The organism is Chryseobacterium sp. SIMBA_038 (genome assembly GCF_046535115.1).
Classification (GTDB): domain Bacteria; phylum Bacteroidota; class Bacteroidia; order Flavobacteriales; family Weeksellaceae; genus Chryseobacterium.
The window spans coordinates 1-22295 of the sequence record NZ_JAWRXH010000007.1; the positions used below are offsets into that span (position 1 = coordinate 1).

Annotated in this window: 21 protein-coding genes; 12 read left to right on the top strand and 9 right to left on the bottom strand. The window is 33.7% G+C overall.

Going from position 1 to position 22295, the window contains the following annotated elements; translation table 11 throughout:
- The first annotated feature begins 77 nt into the window (after window positions 1–77).
- The 8 genes from SB689_RS17535 (at window position 78) to SB689_RS17570 (ending at window position 9087) form a co-directional block, all read left to right on the top strand.
- A complete protein-coding gene (locus SB689_RS17535) occupies window positions 78–377 on the top strand; it encodes a hypothetical protein (protein WP_410693400.1) in 300 nt (99 codons plus the stop codon).
- A 10-nt stretch (window positions 378–387) separates the two neighbouring features.
- A complete protein-coding gene (locus tag SB689_RS17540; RefSeq protein ID WP_410693401.1) occupies window positions 388–867 on the top strand; it encodes a hypothetical protein in 480 nt (159 codons plus the stop codon).
- Window positions 868–1057: 190 nt separating this feature from the next.
- A complete protein-coding gene (locus SB689_RS17545; protein WP_410693402.1) occupies window positions 1058–1759 on the top strand; it encodes a hypothetical protein in 702 nt (233 codons plus the stop codon).
- 1 nt (window position 1760) lies between these two features.
- Window positions 1761–2429 (top strand): hypothetical protein, encoded by a 669-nt coding sequence (locus SB689_RS17550; RefSeq protein WP_410693403.1) that lies wholly within the window; start codon window positions 1761–1763, stop codon window positions 2427–2429.
- Entirely contained in the window at window positions 2426–3136 is a 711-nt protein-coding gene (locus SB689_RS17555) for a hypothetical protein (RefSeq protein ID WP_410693404.1), read from the top strand. The genes SB689_RS17550 and SB689_RS17555 overlap by 4 nt, the downstream gene beginning before the upstream one ends.
- A 9-nt stretch (window positions 3137–3145) precedes the next feature.
- Window positions 3146–3856, top strand: coding sequence for a hypothetical protein (locus SB689_RS17560; protein WP_410693405.1), 711 nt, complete (start codon window positions 3146–3148; stop codon window positions 3854–3856).
- Between the two features lie 139 nt (window positions 3857–3995).
- The gene (locus SB689_RS17565; RefSeq protein WP_410693406.1) at window positions 3996–4229 is read left to right on the top strand and encodes an IS1 family transposase; all 234 of its coding nucleotides are present in this window, start codon (window positions 3996–3998) and stop codon (window positions 4227–4229) included.
- Window positions 4230–4482: 253 nt separating this feature from the next.
- Entirely contained in the window at window positions 4483–9087 is a 4605-nt protein-coding gene (locus SB689_RS17570; RefSeq protein WP_410693407.1) for a fibronectin type III domain-containing protein, read from the top strand.
- A 144-nt stretch (window positions 9088–9231) separates the two neighbouring features.
- On the opposite strand, the gene SB689_RS17575 is transcribed toward SB689_RS17570, so the two are convergent.
- Window positions 9232–10734 carry a carbon-nitrogen hydrolase family protein gene (locus SB689_RS17575; protein WP_066750315.1) on the bottom strand — a complete coding sequence of 501 codons (1503 nt, stop codon included), beginning with the start codon at window positions 10732–10734 and terminating at the stop codon, window positions 9232–9234.
- A 47-nt stretch (window positions 10735–10781) separates the two neighbouring features.
- On the opposite strand from SB689_RS17575, the gene SB689_RS17580 reads away from it, so the two are divergent.
- The 3 genes from SB689_RS17580 to SB689_RS17590 are packed head-to-tail and all read left to right on the top strand — an operon-like array spanning window position 10782 to window position 12318.
- Window positions 10782–11435, top strand: coding sequence for a hypothetical protein (locus SB689_RS17580; protein WP_410693409.1), 654 nt, complete (start codon window positions 10782–10784; stop codon window positions 11433–11435).
- A 16-nt stretch (window positions 11436–11451) separates the two neighbouring features.
- Window positions 11452–11907, top strand: coding sequence for a hypothetical protein (locus SB689_RS17585; RefSeq protein ID WP_410693410.1), 456 nt, complete (start codon window positions 11452–11454; stop codon window positions 11905–11907).
- A gap of 9 nt (window positions 11908–11916) precedes the next feature.
- Complete coding sequence (locus SB689_RS17590) at window positions 11917–12318, top strand: hypothetical protein (RefSeq protein ID WP_410693411.1); 402 nt, start codon at window positions 11917–11919, stop codon at window positions 12316–12318.
- Between the two features lie 294 nt (window positions 12319–12612).
- Here the strand turns inward: SB689_RS17590 and guaA are convergent, their stop codons facing one another.
- From guaA to SB689_RS17630, 8 genes are all read right to left on the bottom strand, one after another.
- Window positions 12613–14142 (bottom strand): glutamine-hydrolyzing GMP synthase, encoded by a 1530-nt coding sequence (gene guaA / locus SB689_RS17595; RefSeq protein ID WP_410693412.1) that lies wholly within the window; start codon window positions 14140–14142, stop codon window positions 12613–12615.
- A gap of 160 nt (window positions 14143–14302) precedes the next feature.
- Window positions 14303–15541, bottom strand: a complete 1239-nt coding sequence (gene purD / locus SB689_RS17600; protein WP_123983923.1) for a phosphoribosylamine--glycine ligase — start codon at window positions 15539–15541, stop codon at window positions 14303–14305.
- A 128-nt stretch (window positions 15542–15669) separates the two neighbouring features.
- Entirely contained in the window at window positions 15670–17187 is a 1518-nt protein-coding gene (gene purH, locus SB689_RS17605) for a bifunctional phosphoribosylaminoimidazolecarboxamide formyltransferase/IMP cyclohydrolase (RefSeq protein ID WP_410693413.1), read from the bottom strand.
- Window positions 17188–17473: 286 nt separating this feature from the next.
- Window positions 17474–18037, bottom strand: a complete 564-nt coding sequence (gene purN / locus SB689_RS17610) for a phosphoribosylglycinamide formyltransferase (RefSeq protein ID WP_410693414.1) — start codon at window positions 18035–18037, stop codon at window positions 17474–17476.
- A 72-nt stretch (window positions 18038–18109) separates the two neighbouring features.
- Window positions 18110–19102 carry a phosphoribosylformylglycinamidine cyclo-ligase gene (purM, locus tag SB689_RS17615; protein WP_410693415.1) on the bottom strand — a complete coding sequence of 331 codons (993 nt, stop codon included), beginning with the start codon at window positions 19100–19102 and terminating at the stop codon, window positions 18110–18112.
- Between the two features lie 210 nt (window positions 19103–19312).
- On the bottom strand, window positions 19313–19864 hold the full coding sequence (locus SB689_RS17620) for an NADPH-dependent FMN reductase (RefSeq protein WP_410693416.1): 552 nt from the start codon (window positions 19862–19864) through the stop codon (window positions 19313–19315).
- Window positions 19865–19899: 35 nt separating this feature from the next.
- A complete protein-coding gene (locus tag SB689_RS17625) occupies window positions 19900–20628 on the bottom strand; it encodes a pirin family protein (protein WP_410693417.1) in 729 nt (242 codons plus the stop codon).
- A 537-nt stretch (window positions 20629–21165) separates the two neighbouring features.
- Window positions 21166–21537 carry a winged helix-turn-helix transcriptional regulator gene (locus SB689_RS17630; protein ID WP_410693418.1) on the bottom strand — a complete coding sequence of 124 codons (372 nt, stop codon included), beginning with the start codon at window positions 21535–21537 and terminating at the stop codon, window positions 21166–21168.
- 92 nt (window positions 21538–21629) lie between these two features.
- Between SB689_RS17630 and SB689_RS17635 the strand changes: the two genes are divergently transcribed.
- The gene (locus SB689_RS17635; RefSeq protein ID WP_410693419.1) at window positions 21630–22226 is read left to right on the top strand and encodes an FMN-dependent NADH-azoreductase; all 597 of its coding nucleotides are present in this window, start codon (window positions 21630–21632) and stop codon (window positions 22224–22226) included.
- The last annotated feature ends 69 nt before the right edge of the window (window positions 22227–22295 follow it).

The following is a 22295-nucleotide window of genomic DNA, read 5'->3' on the forward strand; positions in this document are numbered from 1 at the left end:
AAATTAGTAAGTTTATAAACCGAAAATCCTCCTTAAAGATTTAAACCAAAATGTCTAAATTGGTTTGAAGACATACAATGGGCAAAAAAAATGCAAATTGGAAAAAAGTAGATAATTACAAAAATCCAATGTTAATAATATATTCATGTGAATCTGCTTATGAAGAAGAGCCAACAGGCAGATTCAGTTCATTTGCTAAAAAAGTTTCAATTCAACACCCTAATCTAACTGTTGTTGGGTTTGACGGCTATGTTGACTATGGCCAAAAAGGGATGAGTAGAATAAGTGAGCACTTACACACGGGTGATGGAAATGGTAAGATAGTTATCTATAAAAATGGAGCTATTATTTACAAAGGATTATTTAAAAACTTTTAAAATACATTTTATGAAATTTAATATCGTAGTGCTTTTTAGCATTTCTTCGATTATCATATTTTCTTGTAATAAACAAGTGAAAAATGATAAAATAAAAGAAACTAAATCAATTATTTCTGCTAAAGAATCAACTTTTATTACTGATTCTTTAAAAAATGTTTTAAACGTTGTTTTAAAAAATAATGATACAACAGAATATCAAAGACTTTATAAGGAATTTGTAACAAATGGCCATAAAAAAGATTTTCTTTACTATTCTATCAAGATGGGTGAGTTACATAACTATGGACAGGCTTTTATGAATACATCAGATATATTAGCTAAATATAATTATGACAGTAAATTTCCTCTTGAAAGCAAATTAACATTATATTACCTTTTAAAAGCATATGAAGTTAATAACGAAAATGCTAAAAGTATTATAAATGAGATGTATATTGATAAAGGATTAAAAGTACCAAGTTCAATATCTGTTTTAGAAAATAAATAGATCAAAAAAATAGAGTATTGGGAAATCAATGCTCTATTTTTAATAATGAAATTCACATGGTCAACTTGCTAAAAAATATCTTTCTACAAGTACGTATGCATATGTAGCTAATAATCCTGTTTCTTTATCAGATGTTGATGGAAGATAGTTTGATCAAGATGGACATATTATCAATACTTCCGGACAAACAATGGAAATAGTAGGAAAAAAATTGCTGAATAATTTTGTAGGACGTGATGCTGATGAAGGAGGAGGTGGAGATATAATAAATTTTAATAATGCTGCTGCTTTTGGTTTATTACAAGAAATATTAACTAAAGATGGAGCTATTGGAGAAATGTTTTCTTTAGTAGAGCAATTGAAAAAGGCTGGATTTAAAGATCCTGCAAAAGATAAAGCCAAATATATAGATAAAGATATTCTTTTACAAAATGTACCTGCTTTAGTTGAATTATTTAAAATAACAGAAGCAAGTTTTATAGAAAACCTCAATATCAATAGTCCTGCAGTTACTCATGGACAAATTGTAGAGATAAATATTAATAATATAGGTAATATTTTATCTTATGCTTTCACTCTTGGACACGAAATGTATGGGCATGTATTTGCGAATCGTTTTTTTAAAAGTAAATTTAGTGAAATAACAAGAATTTCTGAAACAAGTACAAGAAATTTCAATTTTTTTCAGGAAGTTATGGGAGTCCAATGGGAGATGTCGATGGGGGCTACGAGATATGGAAATAATACTGCATTTGAAGCGACGTCACTCTATTATGGTCCACAGGGAGTAGGACATGAACAGTCCGTAATAGATCGTGTTAATTCAAACATAGGTCGTTTGATGTATGAGTGGAGAATTATGTATAATATTCAAAAAAACAAATCAAAATAATATGTACACAAAATATTGTATTTTAATTATATTTTTTTTCTTCTATTCTGCATCTGGTCAGCTAAAATTAGAAGTTAGATTAATAAATTCAATTGCTAATGTAACCATTAGTAATAACTCAAAGGAATATTATGTTCTTCCAATAGATATATATCATTTACGGCCTTACGAAGGAGATTGTGGTTCCTTCTCTGATTATGAACCTGAATTTCCTAGTTTTAGTCTTATGGTAAATTTCATAACTACAAATAACAAAAGGGAAAATTATGTTTTGGGTTATAAACATTTTGATAATGTAGACTCTGTCAAAAAAGATATTGAAACAAAAAGAGCTATCTATCAAAAAAAAATAAAGATTTGGGGCGATAACAATAATATACAAGATTATGGTCTTGCACTAATTAATTATAATTTAAATAATAATTTGATCTATCTTAAGCCTTATGAAAAAAAATCATTTAATATTAAATTCGATTTGAATAATATAACGGATCAAGAATTAATTTTTTATAATTATATTCTTGATAAAACAAATAATTATAAATTTTATTTAAGTCTGTGTAGTTATAAGGATATTGATAGATATTTAACTCCTTCTCAAAAAAGAAAATTAAAAAAATATAAACTTTTCTCTGGTAGTTTGATAAGTAATATGTTAAAATGGGAATGATTAATAAAATTTCAAAAACATATTTTCTATTTTTTATAATTTTTATTATACCAAATCAATTTTTATCTCAAATAAAAATTGATTGGAAATTAGATTCAAAAATGGAAAATGCAAATATTTCAATATATAATGAAGGAAAAGAAGATATCGCAATTCCTTTAGATCAAAAATCTCTTCAGCCTTATTATAGTGATAACTATAATATTTCAGAAACTGATTGGCTTGATAATTATCCTTTTTTCGGATTAACTCTAAATATATTTGATAATGTTGATAAAAAAAATATAGAAACTCATTTAAGCTCACCAAATTTTGATGCATCAAAATTTGATAATTTAAAAAGAAAAACAGATTCTATCAAAAAAGAAATTAATTTAAAAATAAACAGTTGGAAAATAAAAAATAATATAAATGACTTAAGTAAAGCAAAAATAAATTATTATGTAATGAATAATTTGCTTTTATTGAAGACGAAGGAAAAAATTGAGTTTTCAATTCCGTTTAATTTATGGAATATAATAAATGAATATAATGGACAATTACAAGGAATGTATATGCTTGATAAAAAAAAGAAAAATACATCATTTTTGTCTATTAATATCCATAAAAATATTTACGCATTTATTACTGAAAAACAAAAGAGAAAACTTAAAAACTATAAATTTTTTACAGGGAAAATTGAAAGTAATAAAATAAATTTACAGTAGAATTTAAAAATGAAAAAATTACTGTTATTATTAATATTATCTTTTAGTACATTGTATAATTCACAAATTAAATTATATTTTTCTGTTCAAAAAAAAATAAATTTTGGAAAGTATTTATTAAAATTAACAATACTTAATGAGACAAATGATTTTTATGCTTTACCACTTGATAAAAGTGGTTTTAAAGCATATTATTCATCCGAATATTGTGAGGATCAAAATAATATTAATTCTTCTTATAGGTATTTCTCTCCAAGTATAATGATTAAAGAAACTTCTAAAAATGAATTTTTAGAGGCCTCAAGCAGAATGCTAGATATAGTCGATGATCAACATGATAGTTATATGAGAAAAGTAGAACTTAATAAAAAAGATAAAGAAAAGAAACTTTTCAATTGGATGTATAAAAATGACATTGATAATCTATTGTGTGCACAGAAAAATTTCTATTTGATAAATAATATACTGATGCTTAAACCAAAAGAGAATGTTAGTTATAATATAGAATTAGATGTCAATGAAATTTTGCGCTCTGAAATATCGACGACTTATGATTACTATATTCTAGGGTTTAATAATTACTCGCTTTCATTGGATATATGTATTGAAAAAAATATTTATTTAGATTTAACAAAAGAGCAAAAGATAAAATTGAAAAAATATAAATTGTTTAATGGTATTATAAAAAGTAATAATTTTTCCTTTGATGCATACAAGTAATAATGGGTAATGTTCCAAAATTAGTGATGAGAACATTTTCAAACACTAACTCATTAAAATTCAAAACAATAAATTTAAAAACTAGAGTATAAATTATCTACACTAGTTTATTTTTGTCGAAAAAAACATATTTAAATGATTGAGAACATTAATTAACATAAAAGCCACTAAAATTTATACAGATAAACTTATCAATTACAAATATTTAATTCCAAAGGAAATTCATGTAACTAAAAAGTACGCAACAAACGGAATTGAAAGAAAAAATCTAAGTATAAGAACCAACCTCAAAAGATTTGGCAGAAGAACGATATGTTTTAGTAAAAATATGGTGATATTAATTTCAATTTTGAAGATATATTTCTGGACTTAATCTTATTAAAATTATCAACAAATACATTCAATAAAGATAAAATAAACACCTATTTTATGATACTTTAACTTTAAATTAAATACTAAAACAAAATATAGAGCGTTTATCTTTCAATATTCAACTATTTAACAACTTTCATCCTTAAAATCTTTATGGATTCTTTATACAATTTTTATAAAAAACATTGTCTTATATACTATTATTCGTAAAAAACCATTTAGATTTGCATAATTAATATTAATAACAATAACTTATGAAGAAACTTTCTACTCTTTTAGTACTTCTTCTGTGTCTGATTAATGTAGGCTTCCTGTCGAAGGCCTATGGACAGGCACCTGCAACACTCCCCTACACACAAAATTTTTCGACAGCAAATGATCTTACCTTAACCAACGGAACTCAGCCAAACAAATGGGCTTACGGTTCCGCAGCAGGTAATGCAGCCAATTCACTTTATATCTCAAATGATAATGGAGTTACCAATGCTTACACCATCGCAGGTGCAGCAAGTACAGTCCAGGCTTATAGAGATATAACGATTCCTGCAGGATCTACTCTAGCTACGATTACATTTGATTGGAGAGCGTTAGGTGAAGTAACTTGGGATTATTTAAAGGTTTGGATGGTACCAACTACCTACACTCCTACACCAGGTACTTTAACAACTGCCGGATCCGGAAGAATCCAGATTGGTGCTGAGTTCAGCAATCAAGCTGCTTGGCAGAATTATCTTAATACGAACTTAAATATCAGTAGTTTTGCCGGAGGCACAATGCGTCTGTTATTTGAGTGGAGAAATGACGGCGGTGGCGGTACAAACCCTCCTGCTGCGATTGACAATATCAACTTGTTTATTCCAACTTGTTTCGTGCCGACACCAACAGCACCATCTGCAATTACTGCTACGACAGCTACAATTTCATGGACAGCTCCAACTCCGGTTCCCGCAAATGGATATGCTTATTATTTAAGTACATCAAGCACTCCACCTACCGCAGCTACGCTTCCTACAGGAGGTGTTGCTACAACAACTGCAAACTTAAACCCTTTAACACCTAATACTACTTATTACTGGTGGGTACGTTCTGTATGTAGCGGTACTGACAATAGTATTTGGGTTGCTGGTACAAGTTTTACAACAGGACAGATCCCAACTACAATCCCATATACTCAAAACTTCAATACAAATAATGATCTAGGATTTACAAGTATTGGACAAGTTAATAAATGGGTTTATGGTTCAGCTACAGGTAATGCAGGCAACTCTATTTATGTTTCAAATAATGGAGTTGCCAATGATTATACTATTTCAGGTGCTGCAAGTGTAGCACACGCTTACAGAGATATTACAGTTCCTGCAGGTACAACTATTGCTACTTTGGCATTTGACTGGAAATCTTTAGGTGAAACAGGATGGGACTACCTAAGAGTTTGGATGGTTCCTTCAAGTTTTATGCCTACTGCCGGAACTCAGATTACTGCCGGAGCTGGAAGAATTCAGGTTGGTGGTGAATTTAGTAACCAAACTGCTTGGCAGAATTATCTTAATACAAACCTAACGTTAACCAGCTTTGCAGGTACAACAATGCGTTTGGTATTTGAGTGGAGAAATGATGGTGGCGGTGGTACTACTCCTCCGGCTGCTGTTGACAATATCAACTTATTTATTCCAACTTGTTTTGTGCCTACAGGAATGGCTGTGCCTACGGTAACAGCAACGAATGCTACAATCACTTGGACAGCTCCAACTCCGGCTCCCGGAAATGGATACGCTTATTATTTAAGCACATCAAGCACTCCACCTGTTGCTGCAACAGCACCTACAGGAACTTCTGCTACAACAACGACAAACTTAACTCCATTAACACCGAATACAACGTATTACTGGTGGGTACGTTCTGTTTGTAGTTCTACTGATAACAGTATTTGGGTTGCCGGTCCTAGTTTTACAACAGGACAGATACCTGCAACTCTTCCATATACTCAAACTTTTAATACAAGTAATGATTTAGGATTTACAAGTGCTGGACAAACCAATAAATGGGCTTATGGATCTGCAACAGGTAATGCTGCAAATTCAGTTTATATCTCTAATGATAACGGAGTTACCAATAATTATACAATTTCAGGTGCAATAAGTACAGTTCATGCTTACAGAGATATTACGATCCCTGCAGGTACAACGATTGCTACTTTGGCATTTGACTGGAAATCATTAGGTGAAACAGGATGGGACTACCTAAGAGTTTGGATGGTACCTTCAAGTTTTATGCCTACTGCTGGAACTCAGATTACTGCCGGAGCTGGAAGAATCCAGATTGGTGGTGAATTTAGTAATCAGACTGCTTGGCAGAATTACCTTAATACAAACGTAACGTTAACCAGCTTTGCAGGTGCAACAATGCGTTTGGTATTTGAATGGAGAAACGACGGTGGCGGTGGAACTACTCCTCCTGCTGCGATTGATAACATCAACTTGTTTATTCCTACTTGTTTTGTACCTACAGCAATGACGGTACCAACTGTTGGAGCAACAAATGCTACAATTAGCTGGACGGCTCCTACTCAGGTTCCTGCAAGTGGATATCAATATTATTTAAGCACATCAAGTGTTCCTCCAGTTGCTGCTACAGCACCTACAGGAGCATCTGCTGCTACAACAACAAACTTAACTCTGTTAACACCAAATACTACTTATTACTGGTGGGTACGTTCAGTTTGTAGCCCTACAGACCGTAGTCTTTGGGTTGCTGGTCCAAGTTTCACAACAACTCAGATCCCTGCAACGATTCCTTATCTTCAGGATTTCACAGCTACTAATGATTTAGGATTTACAAGTGCAGGTCAAACTAACAAATGGGCATATGGAACTGCTACCGGAAACACTGGAAAATCTATCTATATATCAAATGATAGCGGTGTAACCAATGCTTATACAATTGCAGGTGCTATAAGTACAGTACATGCTTACAGAGATATTACAGTTCCTGCCGGAACAACGATTGCAACATTCTCATTCGACTGGAAAGCGGTTGGAGAAAGTACTTTCGATTATTTAAGAGTTTGGTTGGTACCTGCATCTTTTATGCCGGTTGCCGGAACTCAGATTGCTGCCGGAACTGGAAGAATTCAGTTAGGAACTAACTATAATCAACAAGCAACTTGGCAGTCATATTCTAATACAAACTTAAATATCAGTTCTTTTGCAGGTACTACTATGCGTCTTGTATACGAATGGAGAAATGATGGCAGTGGAGGTACTCAACCTCCTGTTGCAGTTGACAACATTGTAATTCGTATCTGTAGTAATACGACACCTGTGGTAACAGTAACGCCTGCTTCTATTACTTATAATTCTGCAACGATTACTTGGCCTCAGGATATCGGTGGTGCAAGTTATAGCATCAGATACAGACCTGTTGGTTCTACAGCGCCTTGGTCTACAGCGAGTGTAGCTGCCGTAACTACAGCAACTAATACTTATAACTTAACCGGATTATTATCTGCAACATTATATGAAGTAGAAGTAGCAGCTGTTTGTAATGGTACACCTGGTGTATTTTCACATAATCAGTTTACAACTAAATGTGATCCTACTCCACCAAATGTTACAATAAGTAACATTACAACAACATCTGCATTGATTACTTGGGCTCCGCTTGCTGCTAGTTCATCATATACATTAAGATGGAGAAAAGTAGGTACTACAGGATGGCCAAATGCTGAAATACCTTTACCATTAGCTCCTGCAAACACATATACACTTCAGAATTTAGCTGTTTATACTTCTTATGAAGTACAGATCGCAAACAAATGTGATGGAACTACTACACTTAACCCTTGGTCTAACCCGAAAGTATTTACGACTGAGAGAACATGTGACATTGCTCCTCCAGGATTAACGATTACGAACCTTACTCCTACTACAGCAGTTGTGGTTTGGGATCCGTTCCCGGGAGCGACTTATATCTTAAGATATAGAAAAGTAGGTATTCCGAGCTGGACAAACGTACCAGTTTCAACGAATACTCTTACATTAACAGGATTATTAGAATTAACTAAATATGAAATGCAGGTTGCAAATATCTGTAGTGGAACTCCAGGAACTTTCACTCCTCCATATTTGTTTACAACGCCAACAGTAACTTACTGTCCAATGTCTTCTACAAGTGCAGCTAATGAATTTATTTCAAAAGTAACTGTGAAGCCAAACGGTAAGCCAACAATGGAAAACATTTCAGTAGGATCTACTTATACAGATTATACAGCTGTTCCTGCTAAATTCATTGAATTAATTCAAGGTTCTACAGGTAACGAAATTGCTATTGAAAAAACTTGGTTAGGTACTAACAACAATGAAGGTATTGCTGTTTGGATCGATTTTGACAGAAACGGAACTTTCGACATTAACGAAAGAATCCTTGCTTCAGCTCCAAGTACAACGACTCCTGTTAAAGGAACGTTCAATGTACCAACGGATGCATTTGTTAGCTTAACTGATTACAAATATGTAGTGATGAGAGTAGCAATGCAGAGAGACGGTATCCCTGTAAACTGTACAAGTTTTGCAAACGGAGAAGTTGAAGATTACACAGTGAGAATTTCAAAACCAGGAGTTCCTAATGCAACAAACCAGACGGATATCATGATTTATCCTAACCCGGTAAAAACTGTATTGAATGTAAAAAATACAAGTTCAAGATCTAATTACAAGATCTACAATGCAGCAGGACAAGTAGTATCAGCGGGAATTATCTTAAACAACAAGATCAATGTAAGTAATTTGATCAACGGAGTTTATGTAATAGATATCGATGATGCTAAGGGTACTGCCCAAAAGAAATTCATCAAAGAATAATACTAAATTATCTTTAAAATAGAATAAGCTCTCAGAAATGGGAGCTTATTTTTTTTGTATTAATATTGAGAAAGTTTTAAATTTTAATCATAAAAAATCCCACTTATTAAAAGCAGGATTAGTATATTTTTAGCCTAAAATAATTTATTTAAGATAAGTTTCATAAAGATCATTTCTTCTGTCTTTCAAAATCTGAACAGAACCGTTGTAATGAAGATCTTTCAATAAATTTAAATCAACATCAACAATTAAAGTCATTTCCGTATTAGGAGTAGCCTCGCCTTTTATAGCATTTGATGGAAAAGGAAAATCCGATGGCGTAAACACGGCTGCCTGACCAAACTGGATATCCATATTATTAACTCCCGGTAAATTTCCTACACAGCCCGCGATGGCAACATAGCATTCATTTTCGATGGCTCTGGCTGCTGCACAATGACGAACTCTTATGTACGCATTTTGCGTGTCGGTAAGATAAGGAACGAATAGGATTTTCATTCCCTGATCTGCCAATATTCTTGGAAGCTCTGGAAACTCGACATCATAACAGATTACAAGACCAATTTTTCCACAGTCAGTATCGAAAACTTTTATTTCGCTTCCGCCTTTCATTCCATAATATTTTCTTTCGTTTGGCGTGATGTGAATTTTACGGTATTCGTCTACTCTACCATCACGATGAAGAAGATAACTCACATTATACAAATCATTATTTTCAAAAACAGGCATACTTCCGGAAATGATATTAACGTTGTAACTAATCGCCAATTCTGAAATTTTAGCCTTGATTTGTTCCGTCAGTTTAGCCAATTCGATCATACTGTCCCTTTCCGAAAGTTTATTAAATGGCGCTAATAAAGGCGTATTGAAAAGTTCAGGGAAAAGCACAAAATCCGATTTGTAGTCTCCCATCACGTTTACGAAAAACTCAACCTGTTCGTAAAAAGCATTAATATCTTTAAAATGCCTCATCTGCCACTGCACCAAACCTAAACGAATGATGCTATCCTGCATCGTATTTGGTTTTTTGCTGTAATAGACATTATTCCATTGGAGCAAAACGGCATTTTCTTTTGAAGATTCGTCTTCCGGAAGATATTTTTTTAAAACCTTGATTGGCAGAAAATTATTCGACAACTGGAAAGACAAAACGGGATCATAAATCTCTTTATCTCTTACTTTTCGGATATAATCTCTGGCTGAAAGTTCGTGACTGTGTTTATGGTAATTCGGGATCCTTCCACCCAAAACAATGGATTTAAGATTGAGCAGTTCACAAAGCTCTTTTCTGGCATCGTAAAGTCTTCTTCCCAGACGTAATTCGCGATATTCGGGATCAACGAAAACTTCTATTCCATACAAAACATCTCCTGTTGATAAGTGGGTATTAAAAGTATAATTTCCTGTGATATCAACATAGGTATGATCATCCCCAAATTCATTATAATTCACGATAATGGAAAGTGCAACCGCCGCCAATTTACCATCTACTGTGATACAAATTTGACCTTGGGGGAAAATTTTAGTCAGTTTTTCTATACTTCTTTTTGACCATATAGATTCAGACATTTGAGGATAAGCACGCTTCATTGTCACTACCAATTCATCGTAATCCTGAACTGTCAGTGTACGTGTGTCTATTTGCATATCATGTAATTTTACCTAAATTTAAGGAAAATTACCTAGAAACTATAATGGATTTGGATACTTATATAAAATACACCGATGAAAATAACACTGAAATTTCACAAAAACAGCTTGATCAATTTTCAGAATTTAACCGTCTGAGCTATGACAGTAAAACCAATGAACTTAAAAAAATAGAGCGTTTTTCAAAAAATTACAGAACAAAGGAAGTTGAACAATTAGGAGGCGAAGTTTATCTCTCTCCGGAAGATAATTTACCGGAAGTAATTACCAATCATATAGATATCGGATCGTTCGGTAAACCTTGGACGTTTCATTATAATAAAGAAACTAACGATAAGGGAGAAACTCAATGGGATTCTATTTTGTATCGTAACGGCAGTTTGCATGGTAAAGCTATTTCTGTATTTGATAATAGAAATAGAAAATTAGCAGGTTGTTCAATAGATTTATTAACGGGAACCAAAACGGATAAGTTTAAAAACTTTTATGGTGATCCCTCCGTTTTTGACTATGAATTTGAAAATGAAACAATTCCCTCAATTAAATTTACATATAACGAAAACGATCGTGTTGACGAAATTTTCTTTCAGGATGATGAGTTTTCAGTGAGAGATTTTCTTGATAATGATGAAATAGCGGCAAAATTTCCTTGGAAGGAGAATGAGTATTATCATGCTTTTGAGCCTATGCTTTTGTAAACTAAAAAGGAAAAAAATGATGAAAAAACTAATAACCATTCTCCCTCTTCTATTTCTTTTAAACTGTATCTCCAGAAATAGTGAAAGATATGTTTTAAGTGATCATACGGTGATATTAAAAGGTAAATTCTTTAGAATTGATAGTGCCAATAATATTTTCGTTTATCATTTTAAAAGTGACACTATTGAAGCTGTTTTTACAAGTTTTAATGATAAAGATTTTAAAAGTCCCAATTACAAAAAAATTAAACTTCACAAAAATTATACTTTAGTTCTAAACAGAGAAGTCAGATATGCAAATTGTTTTCAACCAGATTCTTCCGAAGAATCTTATACTGAAAATAATATTTTAGTTTGGAAAACAGGGATGAAATCTCAATATTTTGTTAGCTGTAGCAATATAACAGCAAATAAGATAAATCCAAGATTTACATTGCTTAAATATATTAATCCAAGTCCTAATAATTATTAATAACTGCCTATGTATCTCAAAAACTTATTGGCTTTGTTATTTATATCATTGATCATTGCCTGTACCCCTTACAAAATCAAAAATATTCATTTTAAATCTGAAACAATAACGCTTAATGCAAAAATTGACAGTATAGATTCAACAGCAAATTACTATCTATATTTCATTAAAAATGATACACTTAATGCGTATTTCTCTAAACCAAAGCTTTGCACTAATTCTTACAAAACCAATATTGAAATTAAAAAAACATATTCATTAACAGTAAAAACTGATGCTGCTAAAACTTACCGATATAAAAATCAAGGTAACTATGATGTCTATGTTGATGATACTTTTTCTAATACTGATGAATCTATACTAGAATTAGTTGATTGCTTAAATATTTACGGAAAAACAATTGAAAATTAATAATGAAAAATCTAACAGTTATAGTTCTAATTATCTCATTGATCTATGTAATCTTATCTTTTTATTTTCAGTCAGATTTCTTTTTAGAATTCACTCCTTTAATGTTATTTATTTTAATTCTCAACTTTTATATAATTCATCAGCATAACAAAAAAGCAATATTTTATATAATAAACAGTCTTATTTTATTGATCCTAATTTATTTTTTATGGATTGGAATAGTATTAAGACAAGACTGGTAACAAAAAAATCCTGCTCATAAGAACAGGATTTATATTTTAAATTAAATCAAGATTATTCCCACTCAATAGTTGCAGGTGGTTTGCTTGAAATATCGTAAGCTACTCTGTTGATTCCTCTTACTTCGTTGATGATTCTGCTTGAAACAGTATCTAAAAACTCGTAAGGAAGTCTGCTCCACGTTGCTGTCATAAAGTCGATGGTGTTGGCAGAACGAACAACCGCAGTATATTCGTATGTTCTTTCGTCACCCATTACTCCAACAGATTTTACAGGAAGTAAAACTACGAATGCCTGAGAAACTTTCTCGTAAAGGTCATTTTTATATAATTCTTCGATGAAAATATCGTCAGCTTCCTGAAGAATTTTCACTTTTTCTGCGTCTACAGCTCCTAAAATTCTGATTCCTAAACCTGGACCAGGGAAAGGGTGTCTGTGTACCAAATGATGAGGAATACCTAATTCTTCCCCAACCTTTCTTACTTCATCCTTGAAAAGCTCTCTTAAAGGCTCTAACAGCTCAAATTCCATTTCTTCCGGGAGTCCGCCAACATTGTGGTGAGACTTGATTACCGCTGAAGGTCCGTTTACTGACTGACTTTCGATAACGTCAGGATAAATCGTTCCTTGTGCCAAGAATTTAGCACCTTCGATTTTATGAGATTCTTCATCAAAAACATGAATAAATTCGTTTCCGATGATTTTTCTTTTTTGTTCAGGATCTTCAACTCCGGCTAATTTAGATAAGAATCTTTCTGAAGCGTCAACCAATTTAATATTCATATTAAAATGCTCACCGTAATTTTCCATTACTTTTACGTCTTCATTCTTTCTCAATAAACCTGTATCAACAAAGATACACTGCAATTGATCACCGATTGCTTTGTGAATTAAAACCGCTGCTACAGAAGAATCCACTCCTCCAGAAAGTCCAAGGATTACTTTGTTGTCTCCTACTTTTTCTTTGATTTCTGCAACTGTTTTTTCGATGTAGTTGGTCAGTTTCCAGTTTTTCTCTGCATCACAGATTGAGAAAACGAAATTCTCTAACATTTTACCTCCTTCCTCAGTGTGAGAAACCTCAGGGTGGAACTGTACGCAATAGATTTTCTTATCTTCATTAGAAATAGAAGCAATAACCCCAGATTTTGCGTTTAATTCAAAACCTGTCGGCAATTCTCCAACCTCATCAAAGTGGCTCATCCAAACTACAGAGTTTTGGGTAACGCCTTTTAATAAAGAACTTTCTTTAATGATATCTAAATGAGCTTTTCCGTACTCTCCTTTTTCGCCTTTATTTACTTTTCCGCCTAAAAGGTGTGCTGTTAATTGCATTCCGTAGCAAATTCCCAATACAGGAATTCCCTGCTCATATAATTCTTTTTCAACTAAATGAGCATTTTCTGCATTCACAGAACTCGGACCACCTGAAAGGATAATTCCTCTCGGCTGCTTTTCTAAAATAGTTTCTAATGGCGTATTGAAAGGTAAAATTTCAGAATATACACCCATCTCACGGATTCTTCTTCCGATAAGTTGGTTGTACTGAGATCCGAAATCTAATATGATAATACCGTTATTCATTTTTATAATTAATTATTAATGCTTTAGGCTATAGGCAATATGCAGTAGGCTTTTTTATTTGTAGTAAAGCTTACTGCCTATAGCTTAAAGCTTACTGCTAATTTTAAACGTTTTACAAAAAAAGACCTGGATTTCTCCAAATCTTTTTTCGTGATTTTTATTAAAACTTCCCGATGTCTTCTCTGTAGAAACTGTAATCGAAGTGTACATGTCCTGCATCTTCGTATACTTTCTTGCGGGCATCATCATAAGTTGCTCCTGTAGCCACAATGTTTAGCACTCTACCACCATTGGAAACGACTTTGTCGCCTTTCTTGATAGCTCCTGCGTATAACAGCTGGCTGTGTTTTACTTTATCTTCACCTACGATCTCGAAACCTGTTTCAATGTTTCTAGGATAACCTCCAGAACACATTACAAGACAAACAGCTTTTTCGTCTTTAAACTTAAGCTCGATGTCTTTTCCTTCCATACAGTCGTTGATAACGTCTAATAGATTGTTTTCCATTAAAGCCATCAATACCTGAGTTTCAGGATCACCGAATCTCATGTTGTACTCAAGCAAGTAAGTTCCTTTCTTAGTTACCATCAATCCGAAGAAGATGATTCCTTTGAAACTGAAACCTTCAGCTTTAAGACCTTTTACAGTAGGTTCTAAAATATTTTGTTCGAAATCTGCAGCATGTTCTGCTGTAAATTCCGGGCTTGGCGCCACAGATCCCATACCTCCTGTGTTTGGGCCTGTATCACCGTTTCCAGCTTTTTTATAATCTTTTGCAGCAATACAAGGGAATAGTTTCTCACCGTTTGAGAATGCAATAATAGAAGCTTCAAAACCTTCTAAAAATTCTTCAATAACCAAACGGATACCCGCGTCTCCATAGATTCTTCTGATCATGAAATCGTGGATCGTAGCTTCAGCTTCTTCCAATGTGTCGCAAATAACAACACCTTTTCCGCCTGCTAAACCACTAGCCTTGATTACTAAAGGATATTCCTGAGTTTGTACATATTCTTTAGCCTCGTTATATGAATCAAATACCACAGCTTTTGCTGTCTTGATATCATAGGTCTGCATGAATTTTTTAGAGAAAGCCTTACTTCCTTCAAGACTTGCTACTTTTTGATTCGGACCAAAAACTTTAAGATCATGTTTTTTAAACTCATCCTTCAACCCTGCTACAAGCGGAGCTTCCGGACCTACGATCGTAAGATCTACTTTTTCTTTAATGGCAAAATCTCTAAGTTCTTTAATCTCTGATAAATGAACATTTTTCCCTATTACATCGGTAGTAGCGTTTCCGTTTGCAAAAAACATTTTAGAAACTCTCGAGTCATTTTGAAGTTTAGCTGCCAAAGCAGACTCTCTTCCACCTTCACCTATGATTAATATTCTCATACTTTATTTAATTAGCTAGTCTATAATATTACAAATATATAATTTAAAATTAAAAAATTGAGAGATTAAGGAATTAAGAAATCACATGTGTAGTCTCTTAATCGCTAAATTTCTGAATCTCTTAATCTTTAGTGGAAAAAATGTCTAACACCAGTAAACATCATCGGAATGCCATGCTCATTTGCTGCTTCGATGCTGTCTTGGTCTTTTACACTTCCTCCCGGCTGAATAATAGCTGTGATACCCTCCTGAGCGCAGAAATCAACTACGTCACGGAAAGGGAAAAACGCATCAGAAGCTAAAACTAGATCTCCTGTGAATTTTCCTTTTGCTCTTTCAATAGCCTGTTGAGTCGCCCAGATTCTGTTCACCTGTCCGCCACCGATTCCGAAAGCCTGGATTCCGTTAGAAACAACAATTGCGTTTGATTTAACGTATTTCACTACTCTCTGAGAGAAAAGCAAAGCTTTCTTCTGTTCTTCTGTCGGCTGAGTTTCAGTAACCACTTTAATATCATCAGAGAAGATACTGTCGTTGTCCTGAACTAATATTCCGCCATCAACCTTCACCCAAGTCTGCTTGTCAGAAACAGGATTAACGATTTTTATAATTCTTAAATTTTTCTTCTTTCTTAAAATTTCCAAAGCATCTTCGTCAAAACTAGGAGCCATTACGATTTCTAAGAAAGTTTTGTTTAATTCTTCTGCTGTTGCAGCGTCAACCTTGTAGTTGGTAGCAACAATTCCGCCAAAGATAGAAATTGGGTCACACTCAAAAGTTTTTTGGTATGTTTCCAATGCTGAAGTTCCGATTGCAACTCCACAAGGTGTAGAATGCTTCACTGCACAACAAGCCATTTCTTCTTTGAATTCGTTTACCACTTTCCAGCAAAGATCCATATCACGAAGGTTATTGAAAGATAATTCTTTACCTCCCAATTGTTCGAAATCTTTCATTGCTCCGTTCTCGAAAGTAGAAACGTAGTAAGCAGCCGTCTGATGAGGGTTTTCACCATATCTCAGGTCAGAAACTTTTTTGTAAGATGCACTTAGATACGTAGGATAATCTTCTTCTAAAAGCATTCTTGAAATAGCCGCGTCATAAGCAGAAGTAAGATTGAATACTTTACCTGCTAGCCTTTTACGTGTTTCGATGTATGTGTCACCGTTTTGTTCCATTTCAATTTTTACTGCTGCATAATCTTCAACATCAGTAATTACTGTTACAGAATCAAAATTCTTAGCTGCTGAACGAAGCATTGACGGACCTCCGATATCGATAAACTCTACCTTTTCGTGTAATGAAATGTCTTTATTAACATTTTCAAAGAAAGGATAAAGGTTTACAATCACCATGTCGATCAAATCAATTCCATGTTCCTGAACCGTCTGCATGTGTTCTTCATTTGAACGAACAGCCAACAAACCTCCGTGAACTTTCGGGTGTAAAGTTTTTACTCTACCATCCAACATTTCAGGGAAATTAGTAACCTCGTCAATCTGAATTGGATTTAAACCAGCATCTTTCAAATGTTTGAATGTCCCTCCTGTAGAAATCAATTCGTAATTCTGGGCTTCCAAAAACTGTGCAAATTCTATCAATCCGCCTTTGTCAGAAACACTGATTAAAACTCTCTTTTTACTCATTTTACTTTCAATTTTTTACTTTTCACAGCTATTTCAAACTGTAAATCGGGTCTTTCACCTCCGATTTTACTTTATTTTACTTAGATTTTTTTGCTTTTTTTCGAAATATTTAAAATCTAAATGTGTTTTTTTATTCTGTTTGTCATGCTGGAAGCATCTCAACTATGTTTAGATTCCTACGGAATGACAAACTGATGTTATTTTTTTAACGCAAAGAGCGCTAAGTTTTCTTTTAATGTTGAATATTTTTAAGTTCGCAAAGGCGTTTCACTCAGCAAAAGTTTAATTAGTTTCCTAATACTTTATTGATCGCTATTGGGAAAATCTCATATTCAACTAAATGAACTTTTTCTGCAACCGTTTCGGGAGTATCATCTTCTGTTACTGCGAATGATTTCTGAAGAATGGCTTCTCCTTCATCAATTCCGGGAGTTACAAAATGTACCGTTGCTCCACTTTCTTTTTCTTTAGCTTCAATAACCGCATGGTGAACATGATGTCCCCACATTCCTTTTCCTCCGAATTTCGGAAGCAAAGCAGGATGGATATTGATTATTTTTCCGCTCCAGTTTTCACAAAACTCAGGTTTTAGGATTGATAAAAATCCTGCCAATACGATTAAATCTGTATTTTCTGGAATGATTTTGCTTAATTCGCTACTGAAGTTTTTTCCTCTCGGAATCAGAACGTTTTCTATGTTATGATTTTGGGCTCTTTCCAATCCGTAACATTCTCTGTCGGCAACAACCAAAGATACTTTTGCATTCTGGATTTCTCCACTATCAATGGTATCAATGATTCTCTGGAGATTGGATCCTGAACCTGAAACAAGTATAACTATGTTTTTCATTAATTAGAAGTTAGAAGTTAGAAATTAGAAATTAGTTTTAAACTAATCTCTAATACTAAATTCTATTTTTATTTAAAATTTCAGGTCTATTTTTTCGCTTCCTTCTGTGATTTCTCCGATTTCGTAAGCATCGTCCAAAAGGTGTAATACTTTTTCTGCGTGTTCTGCATTTACAACAACGATCATTCCGACACCCATATTGAATGTTCCGAACATTTCTTCACGTGCTACACCACCTCTTTTTTCTAATTCCAACATAATACTTGGAATCTGGATTTTTGAAGCATCAATAGTCGCACATAATCCATCACCGATAATTCTCGGAATGTTTTCGTACAATCCACCACCTGTGATGTGAGCTATACCGGCAACCTGTACTTCTTCAATCACTTTGTGAATATCTTTATAATATAATCTAGTCGGAACTAAAAGTGTTTCGTATAATGGTTTTCCTTCAAATTCTTCTTCAAAATTTGGGAATACTTTTCTTACTAAAGAGAATCCGTTTGAGTGGAATCCTGAACTTGGAAGAGCAATAATTTTGTTACCCGGTTTGATTTTAGAACCGTCGATAATCTGATCTTTTTCAACAATTCCTACACAGAATCCTGCAACATCATAATCTCCCGGCTTGTACATTCCCGGCATTTCAGCAGTTTCACCACCGATCAATGCACAGTTGTTGTCTTTACATGCTGCCACCATTCCTAAAACGATCTCAGCAGCAATTTCAGAATCTAATTTTCCGCAAGCCAAATAATCTAAAAAGAACAATGGTTTTGCACCGTGACAAAGGATATCATTTGCACACATTGCAAAACAATCTACCCCAATAGAATCGTATTTTTTAGAATCTAAAGCTACTTTCAGCTTCGTTCCTACTCCATCCGTTCCTGAAACCAAAACAGGATTTTTGTATCCTCCGATCTCGTAGAAAGCACCAAAACTTCCCAAATGATTCAATACATTTGAATTGTGGGTTTCACCAACCGCTTTTTTGATCTTGTCAACGGTTTTGTATCCTTCCTCTTTGTCTACTCCTGCTGATTTGTACGTGTTGCTCATGTCTACTTTTAAAAATTTATTTCAAACTTTTTATATCAATTTTAGAAAATAAAAAAGCCGACAATCTTGGTAGATTATCGGCCGTTATTTTATCTCAGAATTTCAGTGCCCACAGTTTTTCCTTTTATGGAGAAACATTCTTTGAAAGTGGACTGAATTTTCATCTTTTTTCTTTTTGCAAAGATATTAATTTTAAATTAATATTCAAACCTATTTTTCAAGGATCGATTCAATAGCCGAAATCTTCTGAATTTTTTCTCTTAACTCACTGTCTTTTTCTTCATTAGAAATCTTTTGAGCCGATTTGTCAAAATTATCATTAAAGAAAGGAAGTGTGAAGGTATCAACGATATTTCCTCCATGCGACGGAAAACGTTTTTCTGCTGCTTCCAAAACACCTAATCCTCCTCTTCCTCCAGGAGCTGTAGCCATCAATAACATTGGAACTTCATTCCAAACTGTTCTTGGTTTGATTCTTGAAGTCCAGTCGAACACATTTTTAAATGCTGTAGAATACGTCCCATTATGCTCAGAAAGTGCAACCAAAAGAACATCTGCATTATCGATTTTTGATGCGAAATCTTGCGCTTGCTGAGGAATTCCGCTTTCTACTTCTCTTTGATGTTTGTAAATTGGCATTTCAAAATCGTTCATGTCAACGATTTCTACTTCTGCGTTTTCGAATAATGTTGTGGCATACGTTACCAATTGTCTATTGATTGATGCATCAGAATTACTTCCTGCTACTGCTAAAATTTTCATTATATTTTTTCTGTTTAAAGTTTGCAAATTTAGTATTATTTAAGATAAGAAGGTAATTCCATCGGAACTTCCATTAAAAGGATTTCTGAATCATCTATTGCTTCGATGTTGAAACTTTGAGTATCCCAGATTCCTAATCCGTCTCTTTCCTTTAAAATTCTGTCGCCTACTTTTGCGCTTCCTTTTAATACAAAGGCATAAACGCCGTTTCCTTTTTTGTTAAGTGTATAATTTTTGCCATTTCCTTGAGTGAAATTGGCTAAATTAAACCATGCATCCTGATGAATCCAAACACCATCGTCATTTTTGTTTGGTGATAAAATCTGTTGAAATCCATTGATTTTTTCGCCTTCTTTGATGCTTTTCTGGTCGTATCTCGGTTCAACATTTTCTTCTTTTGGGAACACCCAGATTTGCAAGAATTTTACAGATTCATCTTTATTTTTGTTGTATTCGCTGTGCATTACACCCGTTCCTGCGCTCATCACCTGAATTTCGCCTTTTTTGATTACAGCAGTCGTTCCCATTGAGTCTTTATGTTCTAAATCGCCTTCCAAAGGAATTGAAATGATTTCCATATTTTTATGAGGATGCGTTCCGAAGCCCATTCCCTGAGAAACGGTGTCGTCATTCAATACTCTCAACACTCCGAAATGTGTTCTTTCCTGATTTTGATAATTCGCAAAACTGAATGTATGGTAAGAATTTAACCAACCATGATCTGCGTGACCTCTTGTATCTGCTTTATGATATACTGTTTTCATATTGTTAATTATTTATAGTACAAATTTACGGTGTGCAGACTGGGAAAATGTTGACGTAGGATAAGAAAGGTGAAGAGAACTTTTAAATGCCTTTTTTTAAACGCAAAGAACACAAAGAGTTTTTATTAATATTGAAAATATTTTTCGTTCGCAAAGGCGTTTCACTCAGCAAAGGTTGTGCGTTCTGTTTGTCATTCAGAACGGAACGAAGTGGAGTGTGGAATCTAAACTTATTTTGTAAAGTTGATTTTATGATAATGATTATTGAGATACCTGCGAATGAAAAAAAGGTTGTTATCGTGTATTATTAAAAGGACGACAAATACCGTAGCCCCGATCGCAGCATTTGTTTGAGCTCATTTTGTAGGTTTCGGCGGCGGCTTTGCCGCCGCCGAAACCTACAAAATAGCGAGTGTGGAGAGCGGGAAATAGCTCCGAAAAATGAATAATAAGTAATTGGTAATGAGTAATAATAGATTCTTCACTTCGTTCTGAATGACAAACATTATGTTCTAATTCCAATAATTGCTTATATATTTATTCTCTTTTCTCGACTTCTGCGGGGCTTCCGAAAATATGTTTACGGTGATTTTCGCCCCAATCTTTTAAAGATTCTACGACTGGACCTAATGTTTTTGTGTGTGCAGTAGGGAAATATTCTATGCTGACAGGATATGTATCTTTGACTATTCTTTCGACCAAACCGTTTTGTTCGAGTTCCCTTAATTCTTTGGCTAAAACTTTTGATGTTAACTTCGGAATGCTTCTTTCAATCTCTGTAAAACGTTTATTTCCGTGATTTAAAGAGATGATGATCTGCAGTTTCCATTTTCCATTGATAACATCTAAGGTGTCACGAACAGGCTTCAATGCCTGAATACAGTCTTTATGATTATGTTGTTTTTCCATTTTTTTCACTTTCCTTTAGGTAACTACTATACTTTGGAAAGTAAATTTACAATAATTTTGTCAGTAATAAAAACAAAAAAAGTTAAAACAAAATGGCAAACATTTTAAATATCCAAACCAGTATCAGCGGAGAAAACTCTGTAAGCAACAAACTTTCTCAGGCTGTTATCAATCAATTGTTAGAAAAAAATCCTGGCAGCAAAGTTGTTACCCGTGATTTGGCAGCGAATCCGATTCCGCATTTGGAAATTCATCATTTTAGTGCTTCAAGAGTTCCGGACGAAGACAAAAATGAGCACGAAAAAGAAGCTGGAAAATATTCGGAAGAATCACTGAAACAAATTCAGGAAGCTGATATTATTGTGATTGGTGTTCCTTTTTATAACTTCACTTTTCCTTCAACGTTAAAATCGTGGATAGACAGTATCGCGGTTGGCGGAAAAACATTCTCTTACGCTGACGGAACTCCAAAAGGTTTACTACAAAACAAGAAATTATATTTAAATTTTGCAATAGGCGGTGTTTATGAAAACGGACTGATCGAAAACATGGAGCATTATTTAAAAACGTTATTCGCCTTCATCGGGATTACTGATGTGGAAGTTTTCCAGTCTCAGGGAATGATGGTTCCTCAATTGAAAGATGAAAATTTAGCGAAAACGGTAGCGCAAATTGAAGAATTAGTGTAATTGAAATTAATGATGAAATTTAACCATTAAGATCAAATTAAGTTGTTAAGATTATTAAGTTTTGGCTAA

Coding starts and splice junctions, on each gene's coding strand:
- SB689_RS17535 (WP_410693400.1), top strand. CDS start 78: ATGGGCAAAAAAAATGCAAATTGGAAAAAAGTAGATAATTACAAAAAT.
- SB689_RS17540 (WP_410693401.1), top strand. CDS start 388: ATGAAATTTAATATCGTAGTGCTTTTTAGCATTTCTTCGATTATCATA.
- SB689_RS17545 (WP_410693402.1), top strand. CDS start 1,058: ATGGAAATAGTAGGAAAAAAATTGCTGAATAATTTTGTAGGACGTGAT.
- SB689_RS17550 (WP_410693403.1), top strand. CDS start 1,761: ATGTACACAAAATATTGTATTTTAATTATATTTTTTTTCTTCTATTCT.
- SB689_RS17555 (WP_410693404.1), top strand. CDS start 2,426: ATGATTAATAAAATTTCAAAAACATATTTTCTATTTTTTATAATTTTT.
- SB689_RS17560 (WP_410693405.1), top strand. CDS start 3,146: ATGAAAAAATTACTGTTATTATTAATATTATCTTTTAGTACATTGTAT.
- SB689_RS17570 (WP_410693407.1), top strand. CDS start 4,483: ATGAAGAAACTTTCTACTCTTTTAGTACTTCTTCTGTGTCTGATTAAT.
- SB689_RS17575 (WP_066750315.1), bottom strand. CDS start 10,734: ATGCAAATAGACACACGTACACTGACAGTTCAGGATTACGATGAATTG.
- SB689_RS17580 (WP_410693409.1), top strand. CDS start 10,782: ATGGATTTGGATACTTATATAAAATACACCGATGAAAATAACACTGAA.
- SB689_RS17585 (WP_410693410.1), top strand. CDS start 11,452: ATGATGAAAAAACTAATAACCATTCTCCCTCTTCTATTTCTTTTAAAC.
- SB689_RS17590 (WP_410693411.1), top strand. CDS start 11,917: ATGTATCTCAAAAACTTATTGGCTTTGTTATTTATATCATTGATCATT.
- guaA (WP_410693412.1), bottom strand. CDS start 14,142: ATGAATAACGGTATTATCATATTAGATTTCGGATCTCAGTACAACCAA.
- purD (WP_123983923.1), bottom strand. CDS start 15,541: ATGAGAATATTAATCATAGGTGAAGGTGGAAGAGAGTCTGCTTTGGCA.
- purH (WP_410693413.1), bottom strand. CDS start 17,187: ATGAGTAAAAAGAGAGTTTTAATCAGTGTTTCTGACAAAGGCGGATTG.
- purN (WP_410693414.1), bottom strand. CDS start 18,037: ATGAAAAACATAGTTATACTTGTTTCAGGTTCAGGATCCAATCTCCAG.
- purM (WP_410693415.1), bottom strand. CDS start 19,102: ATGAGCAACACGTACAAATCAGCAGGAGTAGACAAAGAGGAAGGATAC.
- SB689_RS17620 (WP_410693416.1), bottom strand. CDS start 19,864: ATGAAAATTTTAGCAGTAGCAGGAAGTAATTCTGATGCATCAATCAAT.
- SB689_RS17625 (WP_410693417.1), bottom strand. CDS start 20,628: ATGAAAACAGTATATCATAAAGCAGATACAAGAGGTCACGCAGATCAT.
- SB689_RS17630 (WP_410693418.1), bottom strand. CDS start 21,537: ATGGAAAAACAACATAATCATAAAGACTGTATTCAGGCATTGAAGCCT.
- SB689_RS17635 (WP_410693419.1), top strand. CDS start 21,630: ATGGCAAACATTTTAAATATCCAAACCAGTATCAGCGGAGAAAACTCT.